The sequence below is a fragment of the Pseudomonas sp. TE3911 genome (assembly GCF_054062775.1).
Genome location: NZ_JBSSFP010000001.1, coordinates 2,562,482 through 2,581,947, shown reverse-complemented (window position 1 = coordinate 2,581,947; position 19,466 = coordinate 2,562,482). Strand labels below are relative to the sequence as shown.

Here is a 19,466-nt window from a genome sequence, read left to right as displayed (position 1 = left end):
ACGTGAACCCCCAGGAATTTGCATGTTCAGCCTTACCCGCTACACCACACCATGCCCCGAGCCCATCAATGGCCAGATCCTGCAGATGGTGGTAGACAACCTCACTGACATCAGCAGCGTCGCGTTGCCGCCGAGCAACCTGCTCTACAACATCTACCAGTATGCGGTTGGCTTTGAAGTGCACCTTTACCTGCAGGCGCTGAATGGGGAGAAGGGCATTGACGTCGAACTGATCGTGGCTACCGACGCCGAGGACTCGGAGACCGTCATCGGTTTTTTTCTTTGCCTGCCGGTGAAGGATGATCCCGAAGCCTGTGGCATTGCCTTCATGGCTGTAAAAGCCGGTTTGCGCCGCCAGGGCGTGGCACGGGGGATGATGCAAGACGTGCTGGCGCGCTATCCCCATGCCGAATTGGCGTGTGCCGTGGAAAAGGTGCCTGCGTTCGAAGCCCTGGGCTTTCAAGTACGCGCCGCACGTGGCACCCAGGTGCTGATGAACACTCGCGACTACGGCACGGATGGCCTGATGGGCGTGCTGGACGTAGCCGCGATCTATAGCTCCCTCGAAGTGCGGCAGATCCATACCTACCTGCTGCAAAAACACGGCAAGCGGGCGATGGTCGACGCGGAGAAGCAGCGGGATCGGCATCTTGACCAATTGACGCGCAAAGTCCGGTTATTCGTTCAGGAGCGGGGCTAAACAGAGCGTCAACCACCGATCCCCTGTAGGCGCTCCCGAGCTTTAGCGAGGCAGCGATTGCAGTGGGTCAGGTGACAAAACAGGCGCGCGGTTAACCATCGCCAATAGGATCGCCAACAATTCGTGCTGGGCTTCTTCTCGGCTGATTTCGCCGTCGGCCGCTGCGTGGGACAAGGCTTCCGCCGCGCCCAGCATGGCCCGCAGGCCGGCTTGTGACAGCGTGCCGTTGGGGGCGAAGGGCGCCAGGGCGTCACGGCATTTGTCGAGAAAAATGGCCTCGTATTTGCGCTTCAGCGCTTCCAGCTCCGGTGAGCCGCTCAACGCGGCGGTCACGCCCGGAATTTCCCGACCCTGCAATAACACGCAGTCCACGTAGGACGCGGCGATGACCCAGGCGCGGTCTTGCAGGGTTGCACGGCTGGCCTCGATGGCATCGGCGAAGGCTTGGTTCTGACGCCCGTCGAAGTCTTCATACAGCGCCGCCAACAACCCCGCACGGGTGACGAAATGGTCATAGACCACCGGTTTGGTCACGCCCGCCAGTTCCGCCAGGCGGCCCAGAGTCAGGGCGTCGGTGCCTTCCTCGCGCACCAGTTGCCAGGCCACTTCCAACAATTGATGCAGGCGATCCTCACGGGACAAACGACGACGTGGGGCAGGGGATTCATTGCTTGACATGCTTATATACCAAAAGTAACTTATTTGAATTAACTTACCAAAAGTAACTAAGCCCAGCCTAAACCGAAAGGGAGTCAATGTCATGCACGCACTGATCGTTGTTGCTCATCACGACCCACAATCCCTCACCCACAGCATCGCCACGCAAGTCGCTGCAGGCCTCAGCGCCTCCGGCCACACCTACGAAATCGCCGACCTCGCCGCCGAAGGTTTCGACCCGCGCTACACCGCCGCCGACCACCGCGTACACCGTAACCACGCCACGCCACCGGCCGATGTGCTCGCTGAACAGGCGCGGCTCGACCGCGCCGACGCCTTGGTGCTCGCTTTCCCTATCTACTGGTGGTCGCTGCCGGGGCTGCTCAAGGGGTGGGTCGATCGAGTGTTCGTCAATGGCTGGGCGATCGACTACGGCCCGGATACCCCAGTGGTGAAAAAACTGCGGCATTTGCAGGTGCACCTGTTGGCCCTCGGCGCTGCGGATGCCGGCGCGTTTGACCGCCACGGCTATGCCACGGCGATGCGCACGCAGATCGACTACGGCATCTTTGATTACTGTGGGGCGAAGGTGGTGGACGTCCGAATTGTTGCTGGACTCGGAAGGCGGCGCGGCCGAGGCGCATCTGAAAACGGCAAAGGCCGTCGGGCAGCAGCTGTTCGAAGCCGAGACAGTCGCCGGTTGAGTCAACCTTCGCGAAACAGGTCGTGGGCATCCAGCAGGCGGTAGGCGATTTCCGGGCGTTTCTCAAGGCCTCGGCGAATCGCCGCCGGGATCGATTGCCGAGTCTTGCGGCACATGCCCGGTAGTTCGTCGATAACGATCTGGATCCCGCGCATGCTTTTGACCTCGGTGTGTCCCGGTGCGATATGCACGCGAATGCCCAATTGCTGGTACATCAGCTGTTGCATGCGCTCCAGGTCTTGCAGGCTCTTGAGGTCTTCGAGGCGGTCGAGCAGGCGTTTTTCTTCCTGGCGCGTGAGGTTGAGGATGCGCAGGTCGGCGCCGGGGGCTTCAAGCAATTGCTCGCGGTCGCAGACACAGGCGCCGGGTGGGCAGGGTTGGCGAATTGTCATGTGCATTCCCTCCCCATTTCGGCGCCGCTGACTCAGTAGCTCAGCGCGACCCCAAGACTGCCCAGGGCCTTCCAGTACTCAGGATAGGTCTTGGCCACGCAGTCCGGATCCTGGATGCGGATCCCCGACACTTTCAAACCAGCCAGGGCAAAGCACATGGCGATGCGGTGGTCGGCGTGGGTGTCGATGAGCGCGTTGCAGGATGTACCGGCCAGTCCAGGATCAGCGGCCACCAGCAGGTCATCGCCTTCGATGGTCGCCAGGCCCGGACGGATTGCATTGAGGCCGTCATGCAGTGCCTGCACGCGATCACATTCCTTGACCCGAAGGTTGGCCAGCTCTGTGAAGCGCACCGGGGTGTTGTTGAACGCGGCCAGCACGGCCAGCGTCGGGATCGCGTCCTGCATCTGCGAGCCGACCACGGTGGCCTGCATGTTGGGGAACTGGGCGATCACGGCCTGGGCCTTGGCGTCCGGTTGGGTGAAGTCCTGCGCGGCCACGCCGATGTCGATACGGCCACCGGTCAACACTTCAGCAGCCCACAGGTACGTGGCAGCGGACGCGTCGGGTTCGATCAAGTAGTCATGGGCGGTGTAGCCAGTGGGGGCTACACGCCAGGTGGTGTCGTTGACCTCATCAACCTGCGCCCCGAAGGCACGCATGCAGTCCAGGGTCAGGTCCACGTAGCCACGGGCGCCGATGTCCTTGCCGGTCAACGCCACCTCAATCGGAGCTTCACCGCACGCGGCCAGCATCAATAGGGCCGAGACGTATTGGCTGGACAAACCGCCGTCGATCTCAAAACGCTTGGCTTGGACCTTGCCCACGCCGTGCACGGTCACCGGCGGGCAACCGGTCGGGCTGTCGACCTGGATGCCGTTCTCGCTGAGGGTGGTCAGCAGCGGGCCGATCGGGCGCTTCTGCATATAGTGGTCGCCGTCCAGCACCACGGCGCCTTCGACGGTGGCGACGGCGGCGGTGAGAAAGCGCATCGCCGTGCCGGCATTGCCCAGGAACAGCGGTTGCGCAGGCAATTGAAGCTTGCCGCTGCCTGTGACGACAAAGGTGGTGTCATCAGGCTCATCGATGGTGACGCCCATTTGGCGCAGGGCCACCGACATGTGGCGGGTGTCGTCGCTTTTCAGCGCGCCACTGAGGCGGCTGGTGCCCTTGGCCAGGGCGGCCAGCAGCAGGGCGCGGTTGGTAATGGACTTGGAGCCGGGCGGTGCGACCTTGCCGTTCAGGGGGAAGTTGGGCGGTGTAACGGTCACGGTTTTCTGCGAACTCAAGGTACAAGGCTCCTGATCAAGGCAAGGTGGGACGGAGTGGCCGACGGGCGGACCCGAATAATCGGCCAAAGGTGCAGTGCTTGTCGAGGTTTAGCGCCGGCTCAACCAGTAATCATGCAGGGCCCGCGCGGCCGGTTCGATCTCGCTGACGCGTTGCTGGTGAGCCTGCACATCCAGGTCGGCCGGCAACTCGAAGTTGTCCTGCTCGGCGCACCAGGAGATTTTCTCCAACTGCGCGGCCTGTTCGGCAGGCAGTTGCGGCCAGTTGCCGATGGCTGCGCCTCGGATATAGCCAAAGCACCATTCTTCCGCGAGGGTTACGGTTTGGCCTTGATGTTCGGTGTCGTCGAAGCGTGCTTTGAAGCCTTGTGCGTCGGTCGCCAGTTGGGCGGCCAGGGTGTTGCTGTGACGTACGCACAACTCCAGGAAGCGCTGGGCGTCGTCCATGCTGTCCCATTCAGGGTTCTGACCACCCCAGATTGCCGGGAACCATTCGGCTACATCCACCTGTGCCGGGCTGGACACCAATGCGGTGAAGTAACCGTCGAGCTCCGCCAGGTTCAGCACCGAATGGTCATCGCCGTATTTGAGCAGGGTTTCTTCGATGAAGTCGAAATCGGCGGGGGCAAGGGGTTGGGCGTGCATGGCATTTCCTTAAAACGTCGAGCGCCGCACAGAAGGCGGCTTAAAGCGCCAAGGATGGCGCCTGGCAGGTTTTTTTGCCAGTCCCGCTTTTGGCCGATGCGCCGTGGTGGACCCTTGTTATAGTTCGGGCCTTATCACTCGCCAGTCAGGGATCACTGCCATGTCCGAATACCAAGCGTTCGTCGTCGAAGTCACTGGCAACGTTGCCCATGTGCAGATCAACCGCCCGGAAAAGATCAACGCGATGAACGCGGTGTTCTGGACCGAGATCATCGACATTTTCCAATGGGTCGAAGACACCGACGCCGTGCGTGCCGTGGTGCTCAGCGGCGCCGGCAAGCATTTCTCGTCCGGTATCGACCTGATGATGTTGGCCTCCGTGGCCAACGCCTTTGGCAAGGACGTGGGCCGCAACGCGCGGCTGCTGCGCCGCAAAATCCTGGAGCTGCAAGCCTCGTTCAACGCGGTCGACAACTGCCGTAAGCCGGTATTGGCGGCGATCCACGGCTATTGCATCGGCGGCGCCATCGACCTGATCAGCGCCTGCGACATGCGCTACGCGGCTGAAGACGCACAGTTTTCCATCAAGGAAATCGACATCGGCATGGCTGCCGACGTCGGCACCCTGCAACGCCTGCCACGCATCATCGGTGACGGCATGCTGCGTGAGCTGGCCTATACCGGTCGCCAATTCGGTGCCGAGGAAGCGCGCAGCATTGGCCTGGTCAACCGCGTTTATCCCGATCACGAGCAACTGCTGGCCGGCGTAATGGAAATCGCCCATCAGATCGCCGCCAAGTCGCCGATTGCTGTGACCGGCACCAAGGCCATGATCAGTTATATGCGTGACCATACGGTCAATGATGGTCTCGAATACGTTGCCACCTGGAACTCGGCTATGTTGCAATCCAACGACCTGCGCGTGGCCATCGCGGCCCATATGAGTAAGCAGAAACCCGAATTCGTGGATTGACTGACATGACCCAAGGCTGGATTACCACAACGTTGCTGGACAACGACACTCCCGGCGGCTGGGCCGTCGCCCGCAGCCGCGACGGCTTTTTACATGACACCAATGGCCCGCTGTTCCCTCGGGAATGGCTCAAGCGCCAGGACTTGTCGGTGTTCGCCGAGCACGGCATCGGACACCTCGACGGGGAGCCGGTGTACTTGCTGGAACTTGACTCCGCCGCTGACGTGCCGGGCTGCGGCTGGCAAGGCCTGCGCGGCTTTATGCTGCAAGGCGATCACACCCTGTACAAAGTGCTCGGATACGCCGCCCAGATCGGCACCTGGGCGCGGGAGCATCGTTTTTGCGGCAGTTGCGGCCAGGCCATGGTCCAGGTGCCGCGGGAGCGAGCGATGTTCTGCCAGGCCTGCGACCTGCGCAGTTACCCGCGGATCTCGCCGAGCATGATCGTGCTGGTGACCCGCGGCGACGAGATTCTGTTGGCGCGTTCACCGCGTTTTGTCACTGGCGTGTACAGCACGCTGGCGGGGTTTGCCGAGCCGGGCGAGTCGGCCGAGGACTGCCTGATTCGAGAGGTGCGCGAGGAAGTGCAGGTGGAGGTCAAGAACATTCAGTACATGGGCAGCCAGTGCTGGCCGTTCCCCCATTCGATGATGCTGGGCTTTCACGCCGAGTACGCCGGTGGCGATATCGTGCCCCAGGCTGACGAGATCGAGGACGCGCAGTGGTTCAACATCCACGATCTGCCGCCGTTGCCCGCTTCACGTTCGATTGCGCGCTACCTGATCGACCTCTACCTGGCCCGTCGCTTAGGCCACGCTGAACCAGTGCTGCCAGGCTAGGCGCACCGTCAGGCCGAGGACTACGGTGATAAACACCGGGCGAATGAATTTGGCGCCGCCGCTGATTGCGCTGCGTGCGCCAAAGAATGCGCCACACATCACCGACACGCCCATCGCCAGCCCGACTATCCAGTCCACTGACCCGTTGAAGATAAACACCGACAGCGCTGCCGCGTTGCTGACGAAGTTCATGCTGCGCGCAACGCCGCTGGCCTTCACCAGGTCAATGGGGTGCAGCAACATGGTGCTGACCGTCCAGAACGCGCCGGTACCGGGGCCGGCCACGCCATCGTAGAAACCCAGGCCGAAGCCTTGGGTGGACTGCCATTTCTTCTTGATTGGCGCGTCGTTATCCAGCGCTGCCTTGGGCGTGCCGCCAAACAGTAGGTACAGGCCGCAACCGAAGACGATCACCGGGAGCATTTTGTTCAGGGTTTCGGCGGGCAGGTAGTGGGCGACGACCGCGCCGGTCAATGCACCGATCAACGTGCCGACGATGGCGTGAACCCACTGGCGTGGGTGGAACAGCTTGCGGCGGTAGAAGGTAAAGCTGGCGGTGGCGGAACCGAAGGTGGAACTGAGCTTGTTGGTGCCCAATACCAAGTGCGGTGGCATGCCTGCGGTGAGCAGGGCGGGCGTGGTCAGCAGGCCGCCGCCACCGGCGATGGCGTCGATGAAACCGGCGACAAAGGCCACGACGGCGAGAATGGCGAGGGTGGTGAGGTCTACGCTAAGTTCGAAAGGCATTGGGCAGGGCTTATGGTTGGCAGTGCGCAGCAAAGCGCTGTGCGAAGGGCCGCCATCTTACCTCCCAGAGGGACGCAGAACCAAATGTGGGAGGGGGCTTGTCCCCGATTGCGGTGTGCCAGTCAGCTTATCTGTCACTGATGCACCGTCATCGGGGGCAAGCCCCCTCCCACATGTTTTACCGTGTCCGGTTGGCTATTTGTGGGTGCCCAACCATTCCAGCGCCGTGCGCCAGATGCAAATCCCCAGGAAATACGCCGACATCAGCGACCACAGCCCGAACGTCCACGGGTTGGTATTGGGGTAATCCACCACCATCAAAAAGCTGCACAGCAACCAGATCGTGGTCACGGCGATATTGATAGGCATGAAGCGCTTGACCCGGAACGGGTGCAGGAACTTCATCGGCGTCACAGTCAGCAGGGCCAGGCCGATCACGGTCAGCAGCGTGACCCAGGCCTCCGGCTGGATGATGTATACGCACAGGGCAACCACGTTCCAGGCGGCGGGGAAGCCGACGAAGTAGTTGTCCTTGCTCTTCATGTTGACGTTGCAGAAGCAGAACAGCGACGAGACCAGGATCACCGACACCGTGAACAGATGGGTGAATTCCGGCAGGTCGATGTAGCGGTAGATGAACAGTGCCGGAATAAACACATAGGTGAGGTAGTCGATCACCAGGTCCAGTACCGAGCCGTCAAAGCTGGGCAGTACCGTGCTGACATTCAACCGTCGCGCCAGGGAGCCGTCGACGCCGTCCACCACCAGCGCCAGGCCCAGCCACAGCAGGCAAGCCTTGGGTGAGTTCTCCAGCAGCGCCAGAGTGGCCAAAAACGCCAGCACCACGCCGGTGGCAGTGAAGCCGTGGGCGCCCCAGGCTTTGATTCTGGCTACATGCAGGGTCGATATCACGGGCGGTTCTCCAAAGGGTGAAACGGGGCAGCCGACAACGTGACGCCGTCGAGTCTGGCCGGGGAATGCAGGTATCGACCGGGAAGGGGGTCATAAGGTTCACCGCCCGGCGTATCACTTAGCGTAGCAAGCGTAGGACGTTTCGGCATCAGCCTTGACGGAACACCAGGGCCTTGAGGCCACTTTGCGCGTCAATATCCGGAAATTCCGGCGGGTTTTCCAGGCGTTCTACATATCGCAGGCCTGGAGCCTCGCGGGTAACGCCGTCGATCAGGAAGTCTTCGCCAAAGGCCGGGTCGTTCATGCAGGCGAGCACCGTGCCCTGCGCCGTGAGCAAATCCGGCAGGCGGCGTAGTACTCGCTGGTAGTCCTTGGTCAGCAGGAAGCTGCCTTTCTGAAAGGACGGCGGGTCGATGATCACCAGGTCGTAGGGACCGCTGTTGGTGACCTTGGCCCAAGACTTGAACAAGTCGTGGCCCAGAAAGGTGACGTTGCTCAAGTCATGCCCGTTCAGGCGATGGTTGTCACGGCCGCGGCTCAGGGCGCCACGGGCCATGTCGAGGTTAACCACGTGGTCGGCGCCGCCTTCGATGGCTGCCACTGAGAAACCGCAGGTATAGGCAAACAGATTGAGCACGCGCTGGCCCTTGGCTTGTTCGCGCACCCAGTTGCGGCCGTAGCGCATGTCGAGGAATAGCCCACTGTTCTGCTTTTTGCCCAAGTCAATCAGGTAGCGCAGGCCGCCTTCGGTGATGGTCAATTCGTCGATGGCCTCGCCCACCAGCCATTCGGTGGTGCTTTGCGGCAGGTAGCGGTGTTGCAGCGCGACGGTGTGGGCGCCGAATCGAGCCCAGTCGAAGTCGATCAGCAGCTGTTGCAACGCCTGCAGGTGCGCCGGCTCGGGCTCCTTGAACAGCGCGACCAGAATAACCCCTTGCAGCCAGTCCACCGTCAACTGTTCCAGCCCAGGCCAGCAGCGGCCACGGCCATGGAAAAGGCGTCGGGTTTCAGCCGGTGCGCTGGCCAGGGCGGTAGGCAGGTGGGCGTGCAGAGTGGCAAGTGCGTCTGGGGTCATCGTTGAGCGTCGGTCGTTGAGCGGGCGGCATTTTAACCACAATTGAGGGTTTAAAAGGCAGCGATCAACGGTGGACCAAATGCCTCGCGGATAAAACCCGGGGCGATATACCGCTCGTAATGCGCTTCTGACAGCAGAAAAAACTCGCGGTCGATCGCATCGCGCAAATCCGCCAGGTGTCGCTCACGAAACTCCGGCAACAACGCCAACCCGTAAGCGTCCAGCTTGGAAATCACCCGCGCACCCCGGGCAATTAGCTGGTAAGCCCAGCAATACGGCGACTGATGCGGCATGAACCGAATCTTGCGGTCTTCGAGTTGCTGGCGCAGGCGCTGCGGATCGAACACTTCCAGCTTGCTGGTCATCACTTGCACCAGCAACTGCTCAAGGCGCAGCCATACCGCCTGCTTTTCCTCGGCGTTGTAGCCATTCCACTGGATCACTTCATGGTGATAACGCTTGCAGCCTCGGCAGACCAGGTCACCGTAAACGGTAGAGCACAGGCCGACGCACGGGGTTTTAATGGTTTGGTTGGGCATAAAAGGCAATTTGCAAAGTTGATGGAACACCGCGTTCCCAATGTAGGAGGGGGCTTGCTCCCGAATGCGGTGTATCAGTCAAAGGTGTTTTAACTGAGCCACTGCTATCGGGAGCAAGCCCCCTCCCACACATTGGATCTGTGCTGTTAATTAGTCCCAGCTCAGCGCGCCGCCAGTCTGATACTCGATCACACGGGTTTCGAAGAAGTTTTTCTCTTTCTTCAAGTCCATGATTTCGCTCATCCACGGGAACGGGTTAGTGGTCCCTGGATACTCTTCTTTAAGACCGATCTGCGACAGACGACGGTTCGCGATGAACTTGAGGTAATCCTCCATCATCGCCGCGTTCATGCCCAATACGCCGCGCGGCATGGTGTCGCGAGCATATTCAATCTCCAGCTGAGTCCCTTGCAGGATCATCTGGGTCGCTTCTTCCTTCATCTCGGCATCCCACAGGTGTGGGTTTTCGATTTTGATCTGGTTGATCACATCGATACCGAAGTTCAGGTGCATCGACTCATCGCGCAGGATGTACTGGAACTGTTCCGCCACGCCGGTCATTTTGTTGCGGCGGCCCATGGAGAGGATCTGGGTGAAGCCGCAGTAGAAGAAGATGCCTTCCAGCACGCAGTAGTAAGCAACGAGGTTGCGCAGCAGTTCTTTGTCGGTCTCAACGGTGCCGGTTTCGAACTTCGGATCGGAGATCGAACGGGTGTACTTCAGGCCCCAGGCTGCCTTTTTGGCGACCGATGGGATCTCGTGGTACATGTTGAAGATCTCGCCTTCATCCATGGCCAACGATTCGATGCAGTACTGGTAGGCGTGGGTGTGGATCGCTTCTTCGAAGGCCTGGCGCAGGATGTACTGGCGGCACTCCGGGTTGGTGATCAGGCGGTACACGGCCAGCACCAGGTTGTTGGCAACCAGGGAGTCGGCGGTGGAGAAGAAGCCCAGGTTACGCATGACGATACGGCGTTCGTCGTCGGTCAGGCCTTCGGGGTTTTTCCACAGGGCGATGTCGGCGGTCATGTTGACCTCTTGCGGCATCCAGTGGTTGGCGCAGCCGTCGAGGTATTTCTGCCAGGCCCAGTCGTACTTGAAGGGCACGAGTTGGTTGAGGTCGGCGCGGCAGTTGATCATGCGCTTTTCGTCAACGGCGACGCGGGCGGAGGCGCCTTCGAGTTCGGCGAGGCCTTCGGCGACGTCGAGTTTGTCCAGGGCAGCCTTGGCGCGCACGATGGCGGCGGAGTCGTTGGCAGTCACATGGCGTGCTTCCAGCGCGGCAGCGGCGCCTGCACCGTCGAGGCGGTCCATGTTGGCTTCACTGGCGTGGCCGGCGTTGGCGCCCTTGATCACCGCTGCACCGGTGTCTTCGTTGTCGACTTCATCCCAACTCAGCATTGAAATACTCCCTTCTGTTCTGTTTTGACGGCCTGTAAAGCCGTCCAAAAAATATGCGATTTGCAGGCTACTAGGCATTGAAATAGTGCGCATAGTGTGGTCGGTAAATACCGATACTGCACACTATGTAGTGGTCTGTTCTGTTTGTGGGCACACTATATGGTGTGTAACAAGGTTGGTCAACGAACAACAATGGCTTGACTGTCGCAGGGGCCATGGGGCGCGGGAAGGCTCTACGGCGCGCCTAAGCTAATTCCAAAAAGATATTTATTGGAGGTTTTTAAGATCGTTTAGCTTGGATGCTTCTAACGGATTCTGTTCAAGGAGCGAGCCGCCGATGGCCCACGTGCAGTCAATCACCACCTTGCCGCTGTTGGACCTGTCGCAACTCGACGGCAGCCCGCAGCAGCGCCAGCAGTTTCTCGATGAGCTGCGCCTGGCAGCGCGGCATATCGGATTTTTCTACCTCACCGGCCACGGCATCGACCCGTCGCTGCTGGCCGAGGTGCAGCAGCAGGCGCGCGCATTTTTTGCCTTGCCCGAGGCCGACAAGCTGGCGGTGGGCATGCTCAATTCGCCGCATTTTCGCGGTTACAACCGCGCGGCGTCCGAGATCACCCGTGGCCAGCCGGACCTGCGTGAACAGTTCGACGTCGGCGCAGAACGAGAGCCGTTGGCGCTGGGTCAATACCCGGCCGCCTGGGCACGCCTGCAAGGCCCCAACCAATGGCCGACCGCGTTACCCCAACTCAAACCGCTGGTACTGGGCTGGCAACAGGCGATGACACAAATGGCCCTGCGCCTGCTGCGCGCCTTCGCCCAGGCCTTGTCCCTGCCGGAAAACGCTTTCGACGCGTTGTATGGCGACAAACCCAACGAACACATCAAGCTGATCCGCTACCCCGGCCGCCACGCCCAGCAAAGTCGCCAAGGCGTGGGCGCACACAAGGACTCGGGTTTCCTCAGCTTTCTGCTGCAAGACCAGCAGGCCGGTTTGCAGGTGGAAGTGGAAGAGGGCCGTTGGATCGATGCCGCGCCGCGCCCCGACACCCTCGTGGTCAACATCGGTGAGCTGCTTGAACTGGCCAGTAACGGTTACCTGCGCGCCACCGTGCACCGGGTGGTGTCGCCGCCGGTGGGCAGCGAGCGCTTGTCCCTGGCGTTTTTCCTTGGTGCGCAACTGGACGCGGTGGTGCCGGTGTACCAACTGACGCCCGAACTGTTGCGCGACGCCCATGGCCCGGAGAGCGATCCGCGCAACCCGTTGCTGCGTGACGTGGGCTGGAATTACCTCAAGGGCCGCCTGCGCTCCCACCCCGATGTCGCCCAACGCTTCTACGCCGACGCCACGTTACCCCACGCACTGTCCGCCTGATCAGGAGATCATCCATGTTGAAAACCACCACCCTTACCCTGGCGGCGTTGCTGGCCTCATTCAGTGTGTCGGCCGCTGATGCATTGCGCGTGGCCGCTGACCCGATTCCCCATGCACAGATCCTTGAATACGTGCAGAAGCTCGACCCGAGCCTGAACCTGAAGATCATCGAAATCCCCAGCGGCGTGAATTCCAACGAATTGCTGGCCCATGGCGATGTGGACGCCAATTACTTCCAGCACTTGCCGTACCTCAATTCCCAGGAGCAGGCTCTGGGCCAGAAGTTCGCGGTGGCCGCCACCGTGCATATCGAGCCACTGGGCATCTATTCCCGCCGCCATACCAACTTCGCTCAGGTGCCGGACAAAGGCACCGTCGCTGTGCCGAACAATGTCACCAACCTCAGCCGTGCCCTGTACCTGCTGCAAGCCAATGGCTTGATCAAGCTCAAGCCCGGTTTCAACGACGCTTCCAAGGACCAGGCCACACCTAAGGACATTGCTGAAAACCCCAAGCATTTGAAGATTCTGGAAATCGAATCGCCGCAGATTCCTCGGGCTCTGGACGATGTAGACCTGGCTGTGATCAATGGCAACTTCGCCCTCGAAGCTGGCTTGGAACCGGCCAAGGATGCACTGGGCCTGGAGCAGGCCAAGGGCAACCCCTACGCCAATATCCTGGTGACCACACCGAAGCTGCTGCAAGACCCGCGCATCCAACAACTGGCCAACGATCTGCGTTCGCCAGCGGTGGCCAAGTTCATTACTGAGAAATACGCCGGTTCGGTGATTCCGGTGGCCGTCGAATGATCGTTGTCGAGGGCGTCAGCAAAACCTACGCCGACGGCCAGCCAGCGGCGCTGGATAACGTGTCGTTGCAGATCGCCGACGGCGCGATTTTTGGCATTGTGGGGCGCAGTGGCGCAGGTAAAAGCACCTTGCTGCGCTGCCTGAATCTGCTCGAACGGCCGACATCCGGGCGCATCCTACTGGATGGCCAGGACCTGACCCTGCTGAACGACAAGCAACTGCGCCAGCAACGCCAACGCATCGGCATGATCTTCCAAGGCTTCAACCTGCTGCATTCGCGCAACGTGGCGGATAACGTCGCGGTGCCGCTGGAAATCGCCAATGTGCCCAAGGCCGAACGTGCGGCGCGAGTTGCAGAGCTGCTGGCGTTGGTGGGGTTGAGCGACAAGGCCCAGGCGTTTCCGTCACAGTTGTCTGGCGGACAGAAGCAGCGCGTGGGCATTGCCCGTGCATTGGCGGCGCGGCCGGCGTATTTGCTGTCGGATGAGGCCACCAGCGCCCTCGACCCGGAAACCACCACCTCGATTCTTGAGCTGTTGCGCGACATCAACCGACAGCTCGGCGTGACCATCGTGCTGATCACCCACGAACTGGACGTGGTCAAGGCGATCTGTGACAGCGCGGTGTCCCTGGCGGATGGCCGCGTGGTGGAAAGTGGCACGCTGCTGCAGTTGCAGGCCGACCCATCCTCGCGCCTGGGCCGCTCGCTGACGCCGAGCCCGCAAGTGGTGAGGGCCGTATGAAAACCGATTGGAACGACATCCTGCAGTTGCTGCTCAACGCCACCGGCGAAACCCTCTATATGGTGCTGCTGGCCGGGCTATTCACCCTGTTGATCGGCCTGCCCCTGGGCGTGTTGCTGTTTATCAGCCGACGCGATGGCTTGTTACCGTTGCCGCGCCTCAACCGGGTATTGGGCGGGGTGATCAACCTGGGGCGTTCATTGCCCTTCGTGGTGATGTTGATCGCGCTGATCCCACTGACGCGCCTGATCGTCGGCACCACCCTGGGCAGCACCGCCGCCGTGGTGCCGATCACCATTGGCGCGTTTCCGTTCTTTGCGCGCATTGTCGAAACCGCCCTGGATGAAGTGGACAAGGGTCGTATCGAAGCCATCGTGGCCATGGGCGGTGATATTCGCCATGTGATCCTCAAGGTCCTGTTGCCCGAAGCCTTGCCGGCACTGGTGGCCGGAGTGACCTTGACCCTGGTGATGCTGATCGGTTTTTCGTCCATGGCCGGGGTGATCGGCGGTGGCGGCTTGGGCGACCTCGCTATCCGCTACGGTTACCAGCGCTTCAACAACCAGATCATGGTAGTCACGGTGATTGTGCTGGTGGTGTTGGTGCAGGGCGTGCAGAGCCTGGGGGATCGTTGCGTGCGGTCATTGGCCCATCGCCGATAGAGGTGCTGCGCCGGGTAGGGTGTGCCGCACGCCAGCGTCGTGCGGGTCAATCACTGCATGCTCAAGGGATGCGCGGGGCGGTGATTATTTCCTACCGTCTGGAGCGTCGATTGCCAGGCTGTTATCAGCGCGAACGCTTGGTGGTTGCGCACAAGCCTGACATCGCAGCTCAGGCGCAATGCTGATGATCCGGGGACCTTCCTCGCCTGATCAGAGTATGAGCATGACGACTATTTCCCCCCACACCAGCACTACCTTCCAGAACCTCCAACACTTCCTGCAGCGCGATAAACGCGGTGAGGGCATCGAACACAACGGATTGCCGTCCAAGTCGTCGGAGGACGCCACCCAACAGCTCTGGCGACAGAGCCCTGGTTGGCCGGACAAGAATGGTGACGGTCGTACCGATGTGACCTACGAGTTTCGTGTCCCGCCTGCCGGCGCGGATACACGACGGTTCGGCAGAGTCGGGTTTACTCCGATTGGCGAGCACCAGCGGCAACAGACCCGGCTCAGCCTGCAATCTATCGAGGATGTCGCCAACGTCAGGTTTACCCAAGGGGCGAGAAGTCCCAGCAGCGAGGGGCATATCACGATCGGCAATTACGGCCATATGATCGATCGCAATGGCCGTCCCTATTCCTACACCAACCATGCTTTTTTGCCTTATCCCGGCAATAAAAACAGTGGTGATGTCTGGTTTGTGAACACAAAAACCCAGTCTGCGGTGGCCAACGCGGCCCTTGGCAATTCCGGTCGGCGCACCGTTGTTCATGAGCTGGGACACGCTATGGGCCTTAGCCATCCAGGGGCGTACGGTGCCGCGGGGTTGAAACCAGGGCAGGTCGATTCCTCAGAGGACTCTCGTAGCCATACCGTCATGAGCTACAGAGGCGAGCGCAGTACTTACATGCACCACCGCGGCTTTATGTCGTCGGCGCCGCAACTGGACGATATCAGCGCTTACCAGAAGAAATACGGTGCCAACCGTGACACCCGCAAAAATGACACTACCTATGGTTTCAACGCCAATTCGGATCGAGACTTCCTGAGTGTTCATGCCCCTGAAGACAAGATGGTGGCTGCCATTTGGGATGGCGGTGGTGTTGATACGCTGGACTTCTCCGGCTACAGGCAAGATCAGCAAATCAGCTTGAAAGAAGGGACCTTCTCCGATGTGGGCGGCCTCAAGGGCAATATCGCTATCGCGTACGGGACAACCCTTGAGAACGTCATCAGCGGTGGCGGCAATGACTTGTTGGTGGGCAATGAAGTTGCCAACACGCTGAAAGGCGGCGAGGGCGACGACCGATTATACGGAGCAGAAGGGGCCGACATACTGTGGGGAGAAAAGGGCAAGGACGTATTCGTCTATGGGCATACCCGTGAGTCTACTGAGGTCGCCCTCGACCGGATCATGGACTTTGTCAGTGGCGAAGACCGGGTCGATGTGTCTGGCCTTACGGCAGCGCTGGGCAAGTCAGCGCTGAGCTTTGTCAGCGAATTTTCCGGCGCCGTCGGTGAGGCAAAGCTTGTGTATGACCCGGTTCTGGAAATGAGCGCGTTACAGATTACCGGCAAGCCTGGTGAGGCGAACTTTGTCCTTGTCGTGGAGGGCAAACTGCAACGCGGCGATATCGTAGGTTGATTCAGGCAGGGGCGTGATCCTGCCCGATACTCTGGCGCAACAGCGCTTCAAACACCCGTTGCACCCGTGGCTCATCGCTGTGGGCCACGTTGAAACGCATCGAATCGCGATGGGCCGGGTCGTAGCCAAACAGCGCGCCCGGCGCCAGCACCATGCTGCGTTTCAAGGCCTCCTGAGCCAACAGCTCGCCGTTGACCCCCGGCGGCAGCCGCGCCCAGATAAACATCCCGCCTTCATACGCCATCGGCAATTCACACCCGCAACGCTTGAGCCATTGCTCGACGCGGCCACCGGCTTCCATCAAGCGCTGGACCATGCGCTTGCGGTGCTTGGCGTAGCTGCCTTCGCTGAGCATGCGGTAGACGATCTGCTCGAACAGCTCCGAAGTCACGCCGCCGCTCATTAACTTCATATTGGTCAGGTTGGCCGCCAGTTGCGGTGCGGCCACCACAAAACTGACGCGGGTGTTGGCGCTCAGAATCTTCGAGAAACCCGACAGATAGGTGACTTGCTCCAGGCCGGCGACGGCAGCCAGGCGCGGTGGCGGGTTGGGGTGCAGGTCGCCGTAGAGGTCATCCTCGACGATATGGCAGTGATACTGCTGGGTCAGTTGCAACAGCCGAAACGCCTGGCTGGGACTGAAGGAGTGACCTGTCGGGTTATGCAGCACGCTGGTGGTCAGGTACAGGCTGGGACGGTGTTCGGCCAATAGCTGTTCGAGGGCGACGAAATCGAAACCATCGGGACGGCGCTGGATCGTCACCACCTTGACCCCATGCAACGCCAGGTTGGCGTGAAAGTTGAAGTAGCACGGCGCGTCGAGCAGCACCGTGTCGCCGGGACGGGCGAGCAGGCGCATCAGCATGTCCAGGCCCTGCACGGTGTTGGGCGTGGTGATGATCTGCTCCACCGGCACCGACAAACCTTCGCCGTGCAGCTTCTGTTGCAGGGCCTGGCGCAACGGCAGTAGTCCGGCCGGTGTGCCCAGCCCGGCGATGCGCAGCGACGGCGCGCGCACCACGCTGCGCATGGCCTGGCGGATAGCGTCGGCGTCCAGCCATTCTTCCGGCAGGTGGCCGCCGCCAGGGCGCAGTTCACCGCTTGCGGTGACCAACGGGCGACGCAACACGCTAAGCAGGTCCTGGGGCAGCAGGTCGACCCACGCCACCGAAGCCGGGCGCGCGCTGTCCATCGCCACGAAGTAGCCACGGCCCTGGCTGGAGGTGAGCAGGTGGCGCCCGCGCAGGCGGTCCAGAGCTTCATTGAGGGTGAACTTGCTGACGCCCAGGGTCTGGGTCAGTTCGCGCACCGACGGTAATTTGCTGCCGGGCGCCCATTCGCCGTTTTCGATGGCTTGGCTGAACGCCTCGACGATCTGCTGCACCTTCGGCGTGCCGTCCACAAAGGCGATGGCGGATACAAACATAAACCTTCCTTGTGTTTGCTGGTGATTTTACCGGTGAAGTTAGGCCGGATTAGGCATCACTTCACCTGCCTTGTGCAATGCCGCTCCCCTAGACTGCGCGCCATCTCGCCCGGAATTGGCGAACTTTCCTACCAGCGAACCATGGATTTCGCATTCTCATGAAGACTTATATGTGTGCGCCCTGCGGATTTATGTACGTAGAAGAATTGGGCATTCCTGAAGACGGAATCCCGGCCGGTACCCCTTGGGAAGAGGTGCCGGAAGACTGGACATGCCCGGATTGCGGCGTGACCAAGGCCGATTTCATGGCCATTGAACTGTAACGCTCCATCACGAAAGGAATCGCTTCATGGAAAGCAAACTGATTAACGCCGCCGTGCCGTTCTGTACCGGTGTGGCCCACCAGAAATACCTGGCCGCCGAGAAGGGCCTGGACACTGCCCTTGAAGGCGGGTGCACCCACTGGTATATCGATGGCAGCCTGTTCGGCGAAATGGTCGATGACTGGACCGATGAGCGCATCGCCAGCCTGCAGGAGCAGATCGCGGCCACTGGTGTGAAACCGGTGTACCACGGCAACTTCAAGGCGCCGCTGGGCAGTGATGTGGACGCCTTTCGCGTGGCGGCCGTCGAATACGTGAAGAAAGAAGTTGATATTGCCAGCCGCCTGGGCGCGCCGCTGATCATCCACGGTGGCTGCATCGTCGAACCGAAAATGGTGCTGATGGCCAAGAAAGTCGCCCTGGAGCACTACCTCAAGTCGGTCCAGGAACTGGCGCGTTACGCCGAGTCCAAGGGCGTGGATATCTACCTTGAGAACCTGTCGAACTACGTCAATTACCGGCCGTTCCACTACATCTTCACCCATGAAGCGGAATACGCCTTTGTGTTCGAGCGTCTGCAAGCCCACCCCAACGTGTACTTCTTCCTGGATGCGGGCCACGCCAATATCGAAAACGGTCTGCCGGCCGAGGTGGTGCGTAAGTATCACCACCTGATCAAGGGTATTTCCTTCAGCAATAACAATGGTGTGCAGGACCAGCACTTTGGTATTCATGACGGCAACTGCGATTACGCCGACGTGGTGCAAGCCATTGTCGAAACCAACTGGAAAGGCCTGGTGGCCTTCGAAACCCGCAACCAGACCGCAAAGGCCGCCCTTGGTGAGCTGGCGGTGATGTACCGCGAATCCCTGACCACCGAGATCGCTGTCGCCTGATGGATACCGGGGCGGGCGCCGGTGTGCCCGTCCCACGGCTTTCGTTTCTACCTACTCAAGGCCCTGGCCCATGACCACTGCGTTAACGCTGTCTTCGTTTCTCTATTTCCTGCTGTTCTGCGCCACCATGACTTTCAGCCCTGGCCCCATGACCCTGTTGCTGCTGAGCCTGGGCTTGAAGGACGGTTTGCGCAGCTCGATCCCGGCGCAGATCGGCGCCAGCGTGTCTTACCTGATTTCGATCCTGATCTTTGCCGTGGGCTTCTCGGAGCTGATCAAGGGCAACCTTGCCATTACCCAGACCATCCAGTTTGTCGGTGTGGCCTACATTCTCTACCTGGCCTACAAGCAGTGGACCAGCAGCGGTGTGGCGATCGGCAAGGCCGGCGCCGTGGAGGGCTCACGCAGCCTGTTCGGCAAAGGGCTGCTGACCGGGTTTTCCAACCCCAAGACCATCATCATGTTCAGCGCTGTGTTCCCGCAGTTTGCCGGGGCAGGGGAGCACAGTTCGGCGGCGGATATCGCGATCCTCGGCGCGACGTTCCTGATGCTGCAATTTGCCAGTGGCTGTCTGTATTGCTACTTCGGCCAACGCATCAAGCACGTCTTGGAAAACCCCAAGCGCCGCGTGTTGTTGCAGCGGGTCACGGCGGTGTTACTGCTGGGTGTGGCGTTGATGCTGGCCCGGGGCTTTTCTCACTAAGCGCTTTGG

The 19,466-nt window shown here is 60.7% G+C and carries 21 protein-coding genes and 1 pseudogene; 12 read left to right on the top strand and 10 right to left on the bottom strand.

Translation table 11 applies throughout. The features are described from left to right. The first annotated feature begins 22 nt into the window (after positions 1–22). Positions 23–700: a GNAT family N-acetyltransferase gene (locus ACVWXD_RS11825; protein WP_181643660.1), complete on the top strand. Its 678-nt coding sequence runs from the start codon at positions 23–25 to the stop codon at positions 698–700. Positions 701–742: 42 nt separating this feature from the next. Here ACVWXD_RS11825 and ACVWXD_RS11820 read toward each other — a convergent pair whose 3' ends face one another. Next, positions 743–1,378 carry a TetR/AcrR family transcriptional regulator gene (locus ACVWXD_RS11820; protein WP_122757153.1) on the bottom strand — a complete coding sequence of 212 codons (636 nt, stop codon included), beginning with the start codon at positions 1,376–1,378 and terminating at the stop codon, positions 743–745. An 82-nt stretch (positions 1,379–1,460) separates the two neighbouring features. Here ACVWXD_RS11820 and ACVWXD_RS11815 point away from each other — a divergent pair. Beyond that, a pseudogene (locus ACVWXD_RS11815) lies at positions 1,461–2,061 on the top strand (NAD(P)H-dependent oxidoreductase). A gap of 1 nt (position 2,062) precedes the next feature. Here ACVWXD_RS11815 and ACVWXD_RS11810 read toward each other — a convergent pair. The 3 genes from ACVWXD_RS11810 to ACVWXD_RS11800 all read right to left on the bottom strand — a co-directional run bounded on the left by ACVWXD_RS11810 (position 2,063) and on the right by ACVWXD_RS11800 (position 4,386). Further along, positions 2,063–2,452, bottom strand: coding sequence for a hypothetical protein (locus ACVWXD_RS11810; protein WP_032886837.1), 390 nt, complete (start codon positions 2,450–2,452; stop codon positions 2,063–2,065). 32 nt (positions 2,453–2,484) lie between these two features. Beyond that, a complete protein-coding gene (locus tag ACVWXD_RS11805) occupies positions 2,485–3,741 on the bottom strand; it encodes a 3-phosphoshikimate 1-carboxyvinyltransferase (RefSeq protein ID WP_095185852.1) in 1,257 nt (418 codons plus the stop codon). 90 nt (positions 3,742–3,831) lie between these two features. Continuing rightward, on the bottom strand, positions 3,832–4,386 hold the full coding sequence (locus ACVWXD_RS11800) for a UPF0149 family protein (RefSeq protein WP_032886834.1): 555 nt from the start codon (positions 4,384–4,386) through the stop codon (positions 3,832–3,834). Between the two features lie 160 nt (positions 4,387–4,546). Here ACVWXD_RS11800 and ACVWXD_RS11795 point away from each other — a divergent pair, with 160 nt between their 5' ends. Both ACVWXD_RS11795 and nudC read left to right on the top strand, forming a co-directional pair. Then, positions 4,547–5,359: a crotonase/enoyl-CoA hydratase family protein gene (locus ACVWXD_RS11795; RefSeq protein ID WP_095185851.1), complete on the top strand. Its 813-nt coding sequence runs from the start codon at positions 4,547–4,549 to the stop codon at positions 5,357–5,359. A gap of 5 nt (positions 5,360–5,364) precedes the next feature. Further along, complete coding sequence (gene nudC, locus ACVWXD_RS11790; RefSeq protein ID WP_260367205.1) at positions 5,365–6,198, top strand: NAD(+) diphosphatase; 834 nt, start codon at positions 5,365–5,367, stop codon at positions 6,196–6,198. Here the strand turns inward: nudC and ACVWXD_RS11785 are convergent. The 5 genes from ACVWXD_RS11785 to ACVWXD_RS11765 all read right to left on the bottom strand — a co-directional run bounded on the left by ACVWXD_RS11785 (position 6,166) and on the right by ACVWXD_RS11765 (position 10,872). After that, positions 6,166–6,945, bottom strand: a complete 780-nt coding sequence (locus tag ACVWXD_RS11785; RefSeq protein ID WP_032886830.1) for a TSUP family transporter — start codon at positions 6,943–6,945, stop codon at positions 6,166–6,168. The two genes, nudC and ACVWXD_RS11785, sit on opposite strands and share 33 nt — an antisense overlap. Before the next feature lie 195 nt (positions 6,946–7,140). Then, positions 7,141–7,857 (bottom strand): phosphatidylcholine synthase, encoded by a 717-nt coding sequence (pcsA, locus tag ACVWXD_RS11780; RefSeq protein WP_181643657.1) that lies wholly within the window; start codon positions 7,855–7,857, stop codon positions 7,141–7,143. 148 nt (positions 7,858–8,005) lie between these two features. Beyond that, positions 8,006–8,932: a class I SAM-dependent methyltransferase gene (locus ACVWXD_RS11775; protein WP_457371048.1), complete on the bottom strand. Its 927-nt coding sequence runs from the start codon at positions 8,930–8,932 to the stop codon at positions 8,006–8,008. A gap of 50 nt (positions 8,933–8,982) precedes the next feature. Continuing rightward, positions 8,983–9,471 carry a DUF1289 domain-containing protein gene (locus ACVWXD_RS11770; RefSeq protein ID WP_032886826.1) on the bottom strand — a complete coding sequence of 163 codons (489 nt, stop codon included), beginning with the start codon at positions 9,469–9,471 and terminating at the stop codon, positions 8,983–8,985. 150 nt (positions 9,472–9,621) lie between these two features. Continuing rightward, positions 9,622–10,872, bottom strand: a complete 1,251-nt coding sequence (locus tag ACVWXD_RS11765; RefSeq protein ID WP_122681677.1) for a ribonucleotide-diphosphate reductase subunit beta — start codon at positions 10,870–10,872, stop codon at positions 9,622–9,624. Between the two features lie 337 nt (positions 10,873–11,209). On the opposite strand from ACVWXD_RS11765, the gene ACVWXD_RS11760 reads away from it, so the two are divergent. The 5 genes from ACVWXD_RS11760 to ACVWXD_RS11740 all read left to right on the top strand — a co-directional run bounded on the left by ACVWXD_RS11760 (position 11,210) and on the right by ACVWXD_RS11740 (position 16,109). Further along, the gene (locus tag ACVWXD_RS11760) at positions 11,210–12,247 is read left to right on the top strand and encodes an isopenicillin N synthase family dioxygenase (protein WP_401383094.1); all 1,038 of its coding nucleotides are present in this window, start codon (positions 11,210–11,212) and stop codon (positions 12,245–12,247) included. Positions 12,248–12,261: 14 nt separating this feature from the next. Continuing rightward, positions 12,262–13,056 carry a MetQ/NlpA family ABC transporter substrate-binding protein gene (locus ACVWXD_RS11755; protein WP_032891093.1) on the top strand — a complete coding sequence of 265 codons (795 nt, stop codon included), beginning with the start codon at positions 12,262–12,264 and terminating at the stop codon, positions 13,054–13,056. After that, positions 13,053–13,799 (top strand): methionine ABC transporter ATP-binding protein, encoded by a 747-nt coding sequence (locus ACVWXD_RS11750; protein WP_081797886.1) that lies wholly within the window; start codon positions 13,053–13,055, stop codon positions 13,797–13,799. Before ACVWXD_RS11755 ends, ACVWXD_RS11750 begins: the two co-directional genes overlap by 4 nt. Next, entirely contained in the window at positions 13,796–14,461 is a 666-nt protein-coding gene (locus ACVWXD_RS11745; protein WP_032891095.1) for a methionine ABC transporter permease, read from the top strand. Before ACVWXD_RS11750 ends, ACVWXD_RS11745 begins: the two co-directional genes overlap by 4 nt. Before the next feature lie 223 nt (positions 14,462–14,684). After that, on the top strand, positions 14,685–16,109 hold the full coding sequence (locus ACVWXD_RS11740) for a M10 family metallopeptidase C-terminal domain-containing protein (RefSeq protein WP_457371047.1): 1,425 nt from the start codon (positions 14,685–14,687) through the stop codon (positions 16,107–16,109). A gap of 1 nt (position 16,110) precedes the next feature. On the opposite strand, the gene ACVWXD_RS11735 is transcribed toward ACVWXD_RS11740, so the two are convergent. Continuing rightward, on the bottom strand, positions 16,111–17,535 hold the full coding sequence (locus ACVWXD_RS11735; RefSeq protein WP_095185845.1) for an aminotransferase-like domain-containing protein: 1,425 nt from the start codon (positions 17,533–17,535) through the stop codon (positions 16,111–16,113). A gap of 158 nt (positions 17,536–17,693) precedes the next feature. On the opposite strand from ACVWXD_RS11735, the gene ACVWXD_RS11730 reads away from it, so the two are divergent. From ACVWXD_RS11730 to ACVWXD_RS11720, 3 genes are all read left to right on the top strand, one after another. After that, positions 17,694–17,858, top strand: a complete 165-nt coding sequence (locus tag ACVWXD_RS11730; RefSeq protein WP_016968943.1) for a rubredoxin — start codon at positions 17,694–17,696, stop codon at positions 17,856–17,858. 26 nt (positions 17,859–17,884) lie between these two features. Continuing rightward, on the top strand, positions 17,885–18,754 hold the full coding sequence (locus ACVWXD_RS11725) for a sugar phosphate isomerase/epimerase family protein (protein WP_457371046.1): 870 nt from the start codon (positions 17,885–17,887) through the stop codon (positions 18,752–18,754). Positions 18,755–18,824: 70 nt separating this feature from the next. After that, positions 18,825–19,457 carry a LysE family translocator gene (locus ACVWXD_RS11720; RefSeq protein WP_032891099.1) on the top strand — a complete coding sequence of 211 codons (633 nt, stop codon included), beginning with the start codon at positions 18,825–18,827 and terminating at the stop codon, positions 19,455–19,457. Positions 19,458–19,466 lie beyond the last annotated feature (9 nt).

Excerpts from the sequence above, each read along its gene's own strand:
- ACVWXD_RS11825 (WP_181643660.1), top strand. The coding sequence starts at position 23 with ATGTTCAGCCTTACCCGCTACACCACACCATGCCCCGAGCCCATCAAT.
- ACVWXD_RS11820 (WP_122757153.1), bottom strand. The coding sequence starts at position 1,378 with ATGTCAAGCAATGAATCCCCTGCCCCACGTCGTCGTTTGTCCCGTGAG.
- ACVWXD_RS11810 (WP_032886837.1), bottom strand. The coding sequence starts at position 2,452 with ATGACAATTCGCCAACCCTGCCCACCCGGCGCCTGTGTCTGCGACCGC.
- ACVWXD_RS11800 (WP_032886834.1), bottom strand. The coding sequence starts at position 4,386 with ATGCACGCCCAACCCCTTGCCCCCGCCGATTTCGACTTCATCGAAGAA.
- ACVWXD_RS11795 (WP_095185851.1), top strand. The coding sequence starts at position 4,547 with ATGTCCGAATACCAAGCGTTCGTCGTCGAAGTCACTGGCAACGTTGCC.
- nudC (WP_260367205.1), top strand. The coding sequence starts at position 5,365 with ATGACCCAAGGCTGGATTACCACAACGTTGCTGGACAACGACACTCCC.
- ACVWXD_RS11785 (WP_032886830.1), bottom strand. The coding sequence starts at position 6,945 with ATGCCTTTCGAACTTAGCGTAGACCTCACCACCCTCGCCATTCTCGCC.
- ACVWXD_RS11775 (WP_457371048.1), bottom strand. The coding sequence starts at position 8,932 with ATGACCCCAGACGCACTTGCCACTCTGCACGCCCACCTGCCTACCGCC.
- ACVWXD_RS11770 (WP_032886826.1), bottom strand. The coding sequence starts at position 9,471 with ATGCCCAACCAAACCATTAAAACCCCGTGCGTCGGCCTGTGCTCTACC.
- ACVWXD_RS11765 (WP_122681677.1), bottom strand. The coding sequence starts at position 10,872 with ATGCTGAGTTGGGATGAAGTCGACAACGAAGACACCGGTGCAGCGGTG.
- ACVWXD_RS11760 (WP_401383094.1), top strand. The coding sequence starts at position 11,210 with ATGGCCCACGTGCAGTCAATCACCACCTTGCCGCTGTTGGACCTGTCG.
- ACVWXD_RS11755 (WP_032891093.1), top strand. The coding sequence starts at position 12,262 with ATGTTGAAAACCACCACCCTTACCCTGGCGGCGTTGCTGGCCTCATTC.
- ACVWXD_RS11750 (WP_081797886.1), top strand. The coding sequence starts at position 13,053 with ATGATCGTTGTCGAGGGCGTCAGCAAAACCTACGCCGACGGCCAGCCA.
- ACVWXD_RS11745 (WP_032891095.1), top strand. The coding sequence starts at position 13,796 with ATGAAAACCGATTGGAACGACATCCTGCAGTTGCTGCTCAACGCCACC.
- ACVWXD_RS11740 (WP_457371047.1), top strand. The coding sequence starts at position 14,685 with ATGACGACTATTTCCCCCCACACCAGCACTACCTTCCAGAACCTCCAA.
- ACVWXD_RS11735 (WP_095185845.1), bottom strand. The coding sequence starts at position 17,535 with ATGTTTGTATCCGCCATCGCCTTTGTGGACGGCACGCCGAAGGTGCAG.
- ACVWXD_RS11730 (WP_016968943.1), top strand. The coding sequence starts at position 17,694 with ATGAAGACTTATATGTGTGCGCCCTGCGGATTTATGTACGTAGAAGAA.
- ACVWXD_RS11725 (WP_457371046.1), top strand. The coding sequence starts at position 17,885 with ATGGAAAGCAAACTGATTAACGCCGCCGTGCCGTTCTGTACCGGTGTG.
- ACVWXD_RS11720 (WP_032891099.1), top strand. The coding sequence starts at position 18,825 with ATGACCACTGCGTTAACGCTGTCTTCGTTTCTCTATTTCCTGCTGTTC.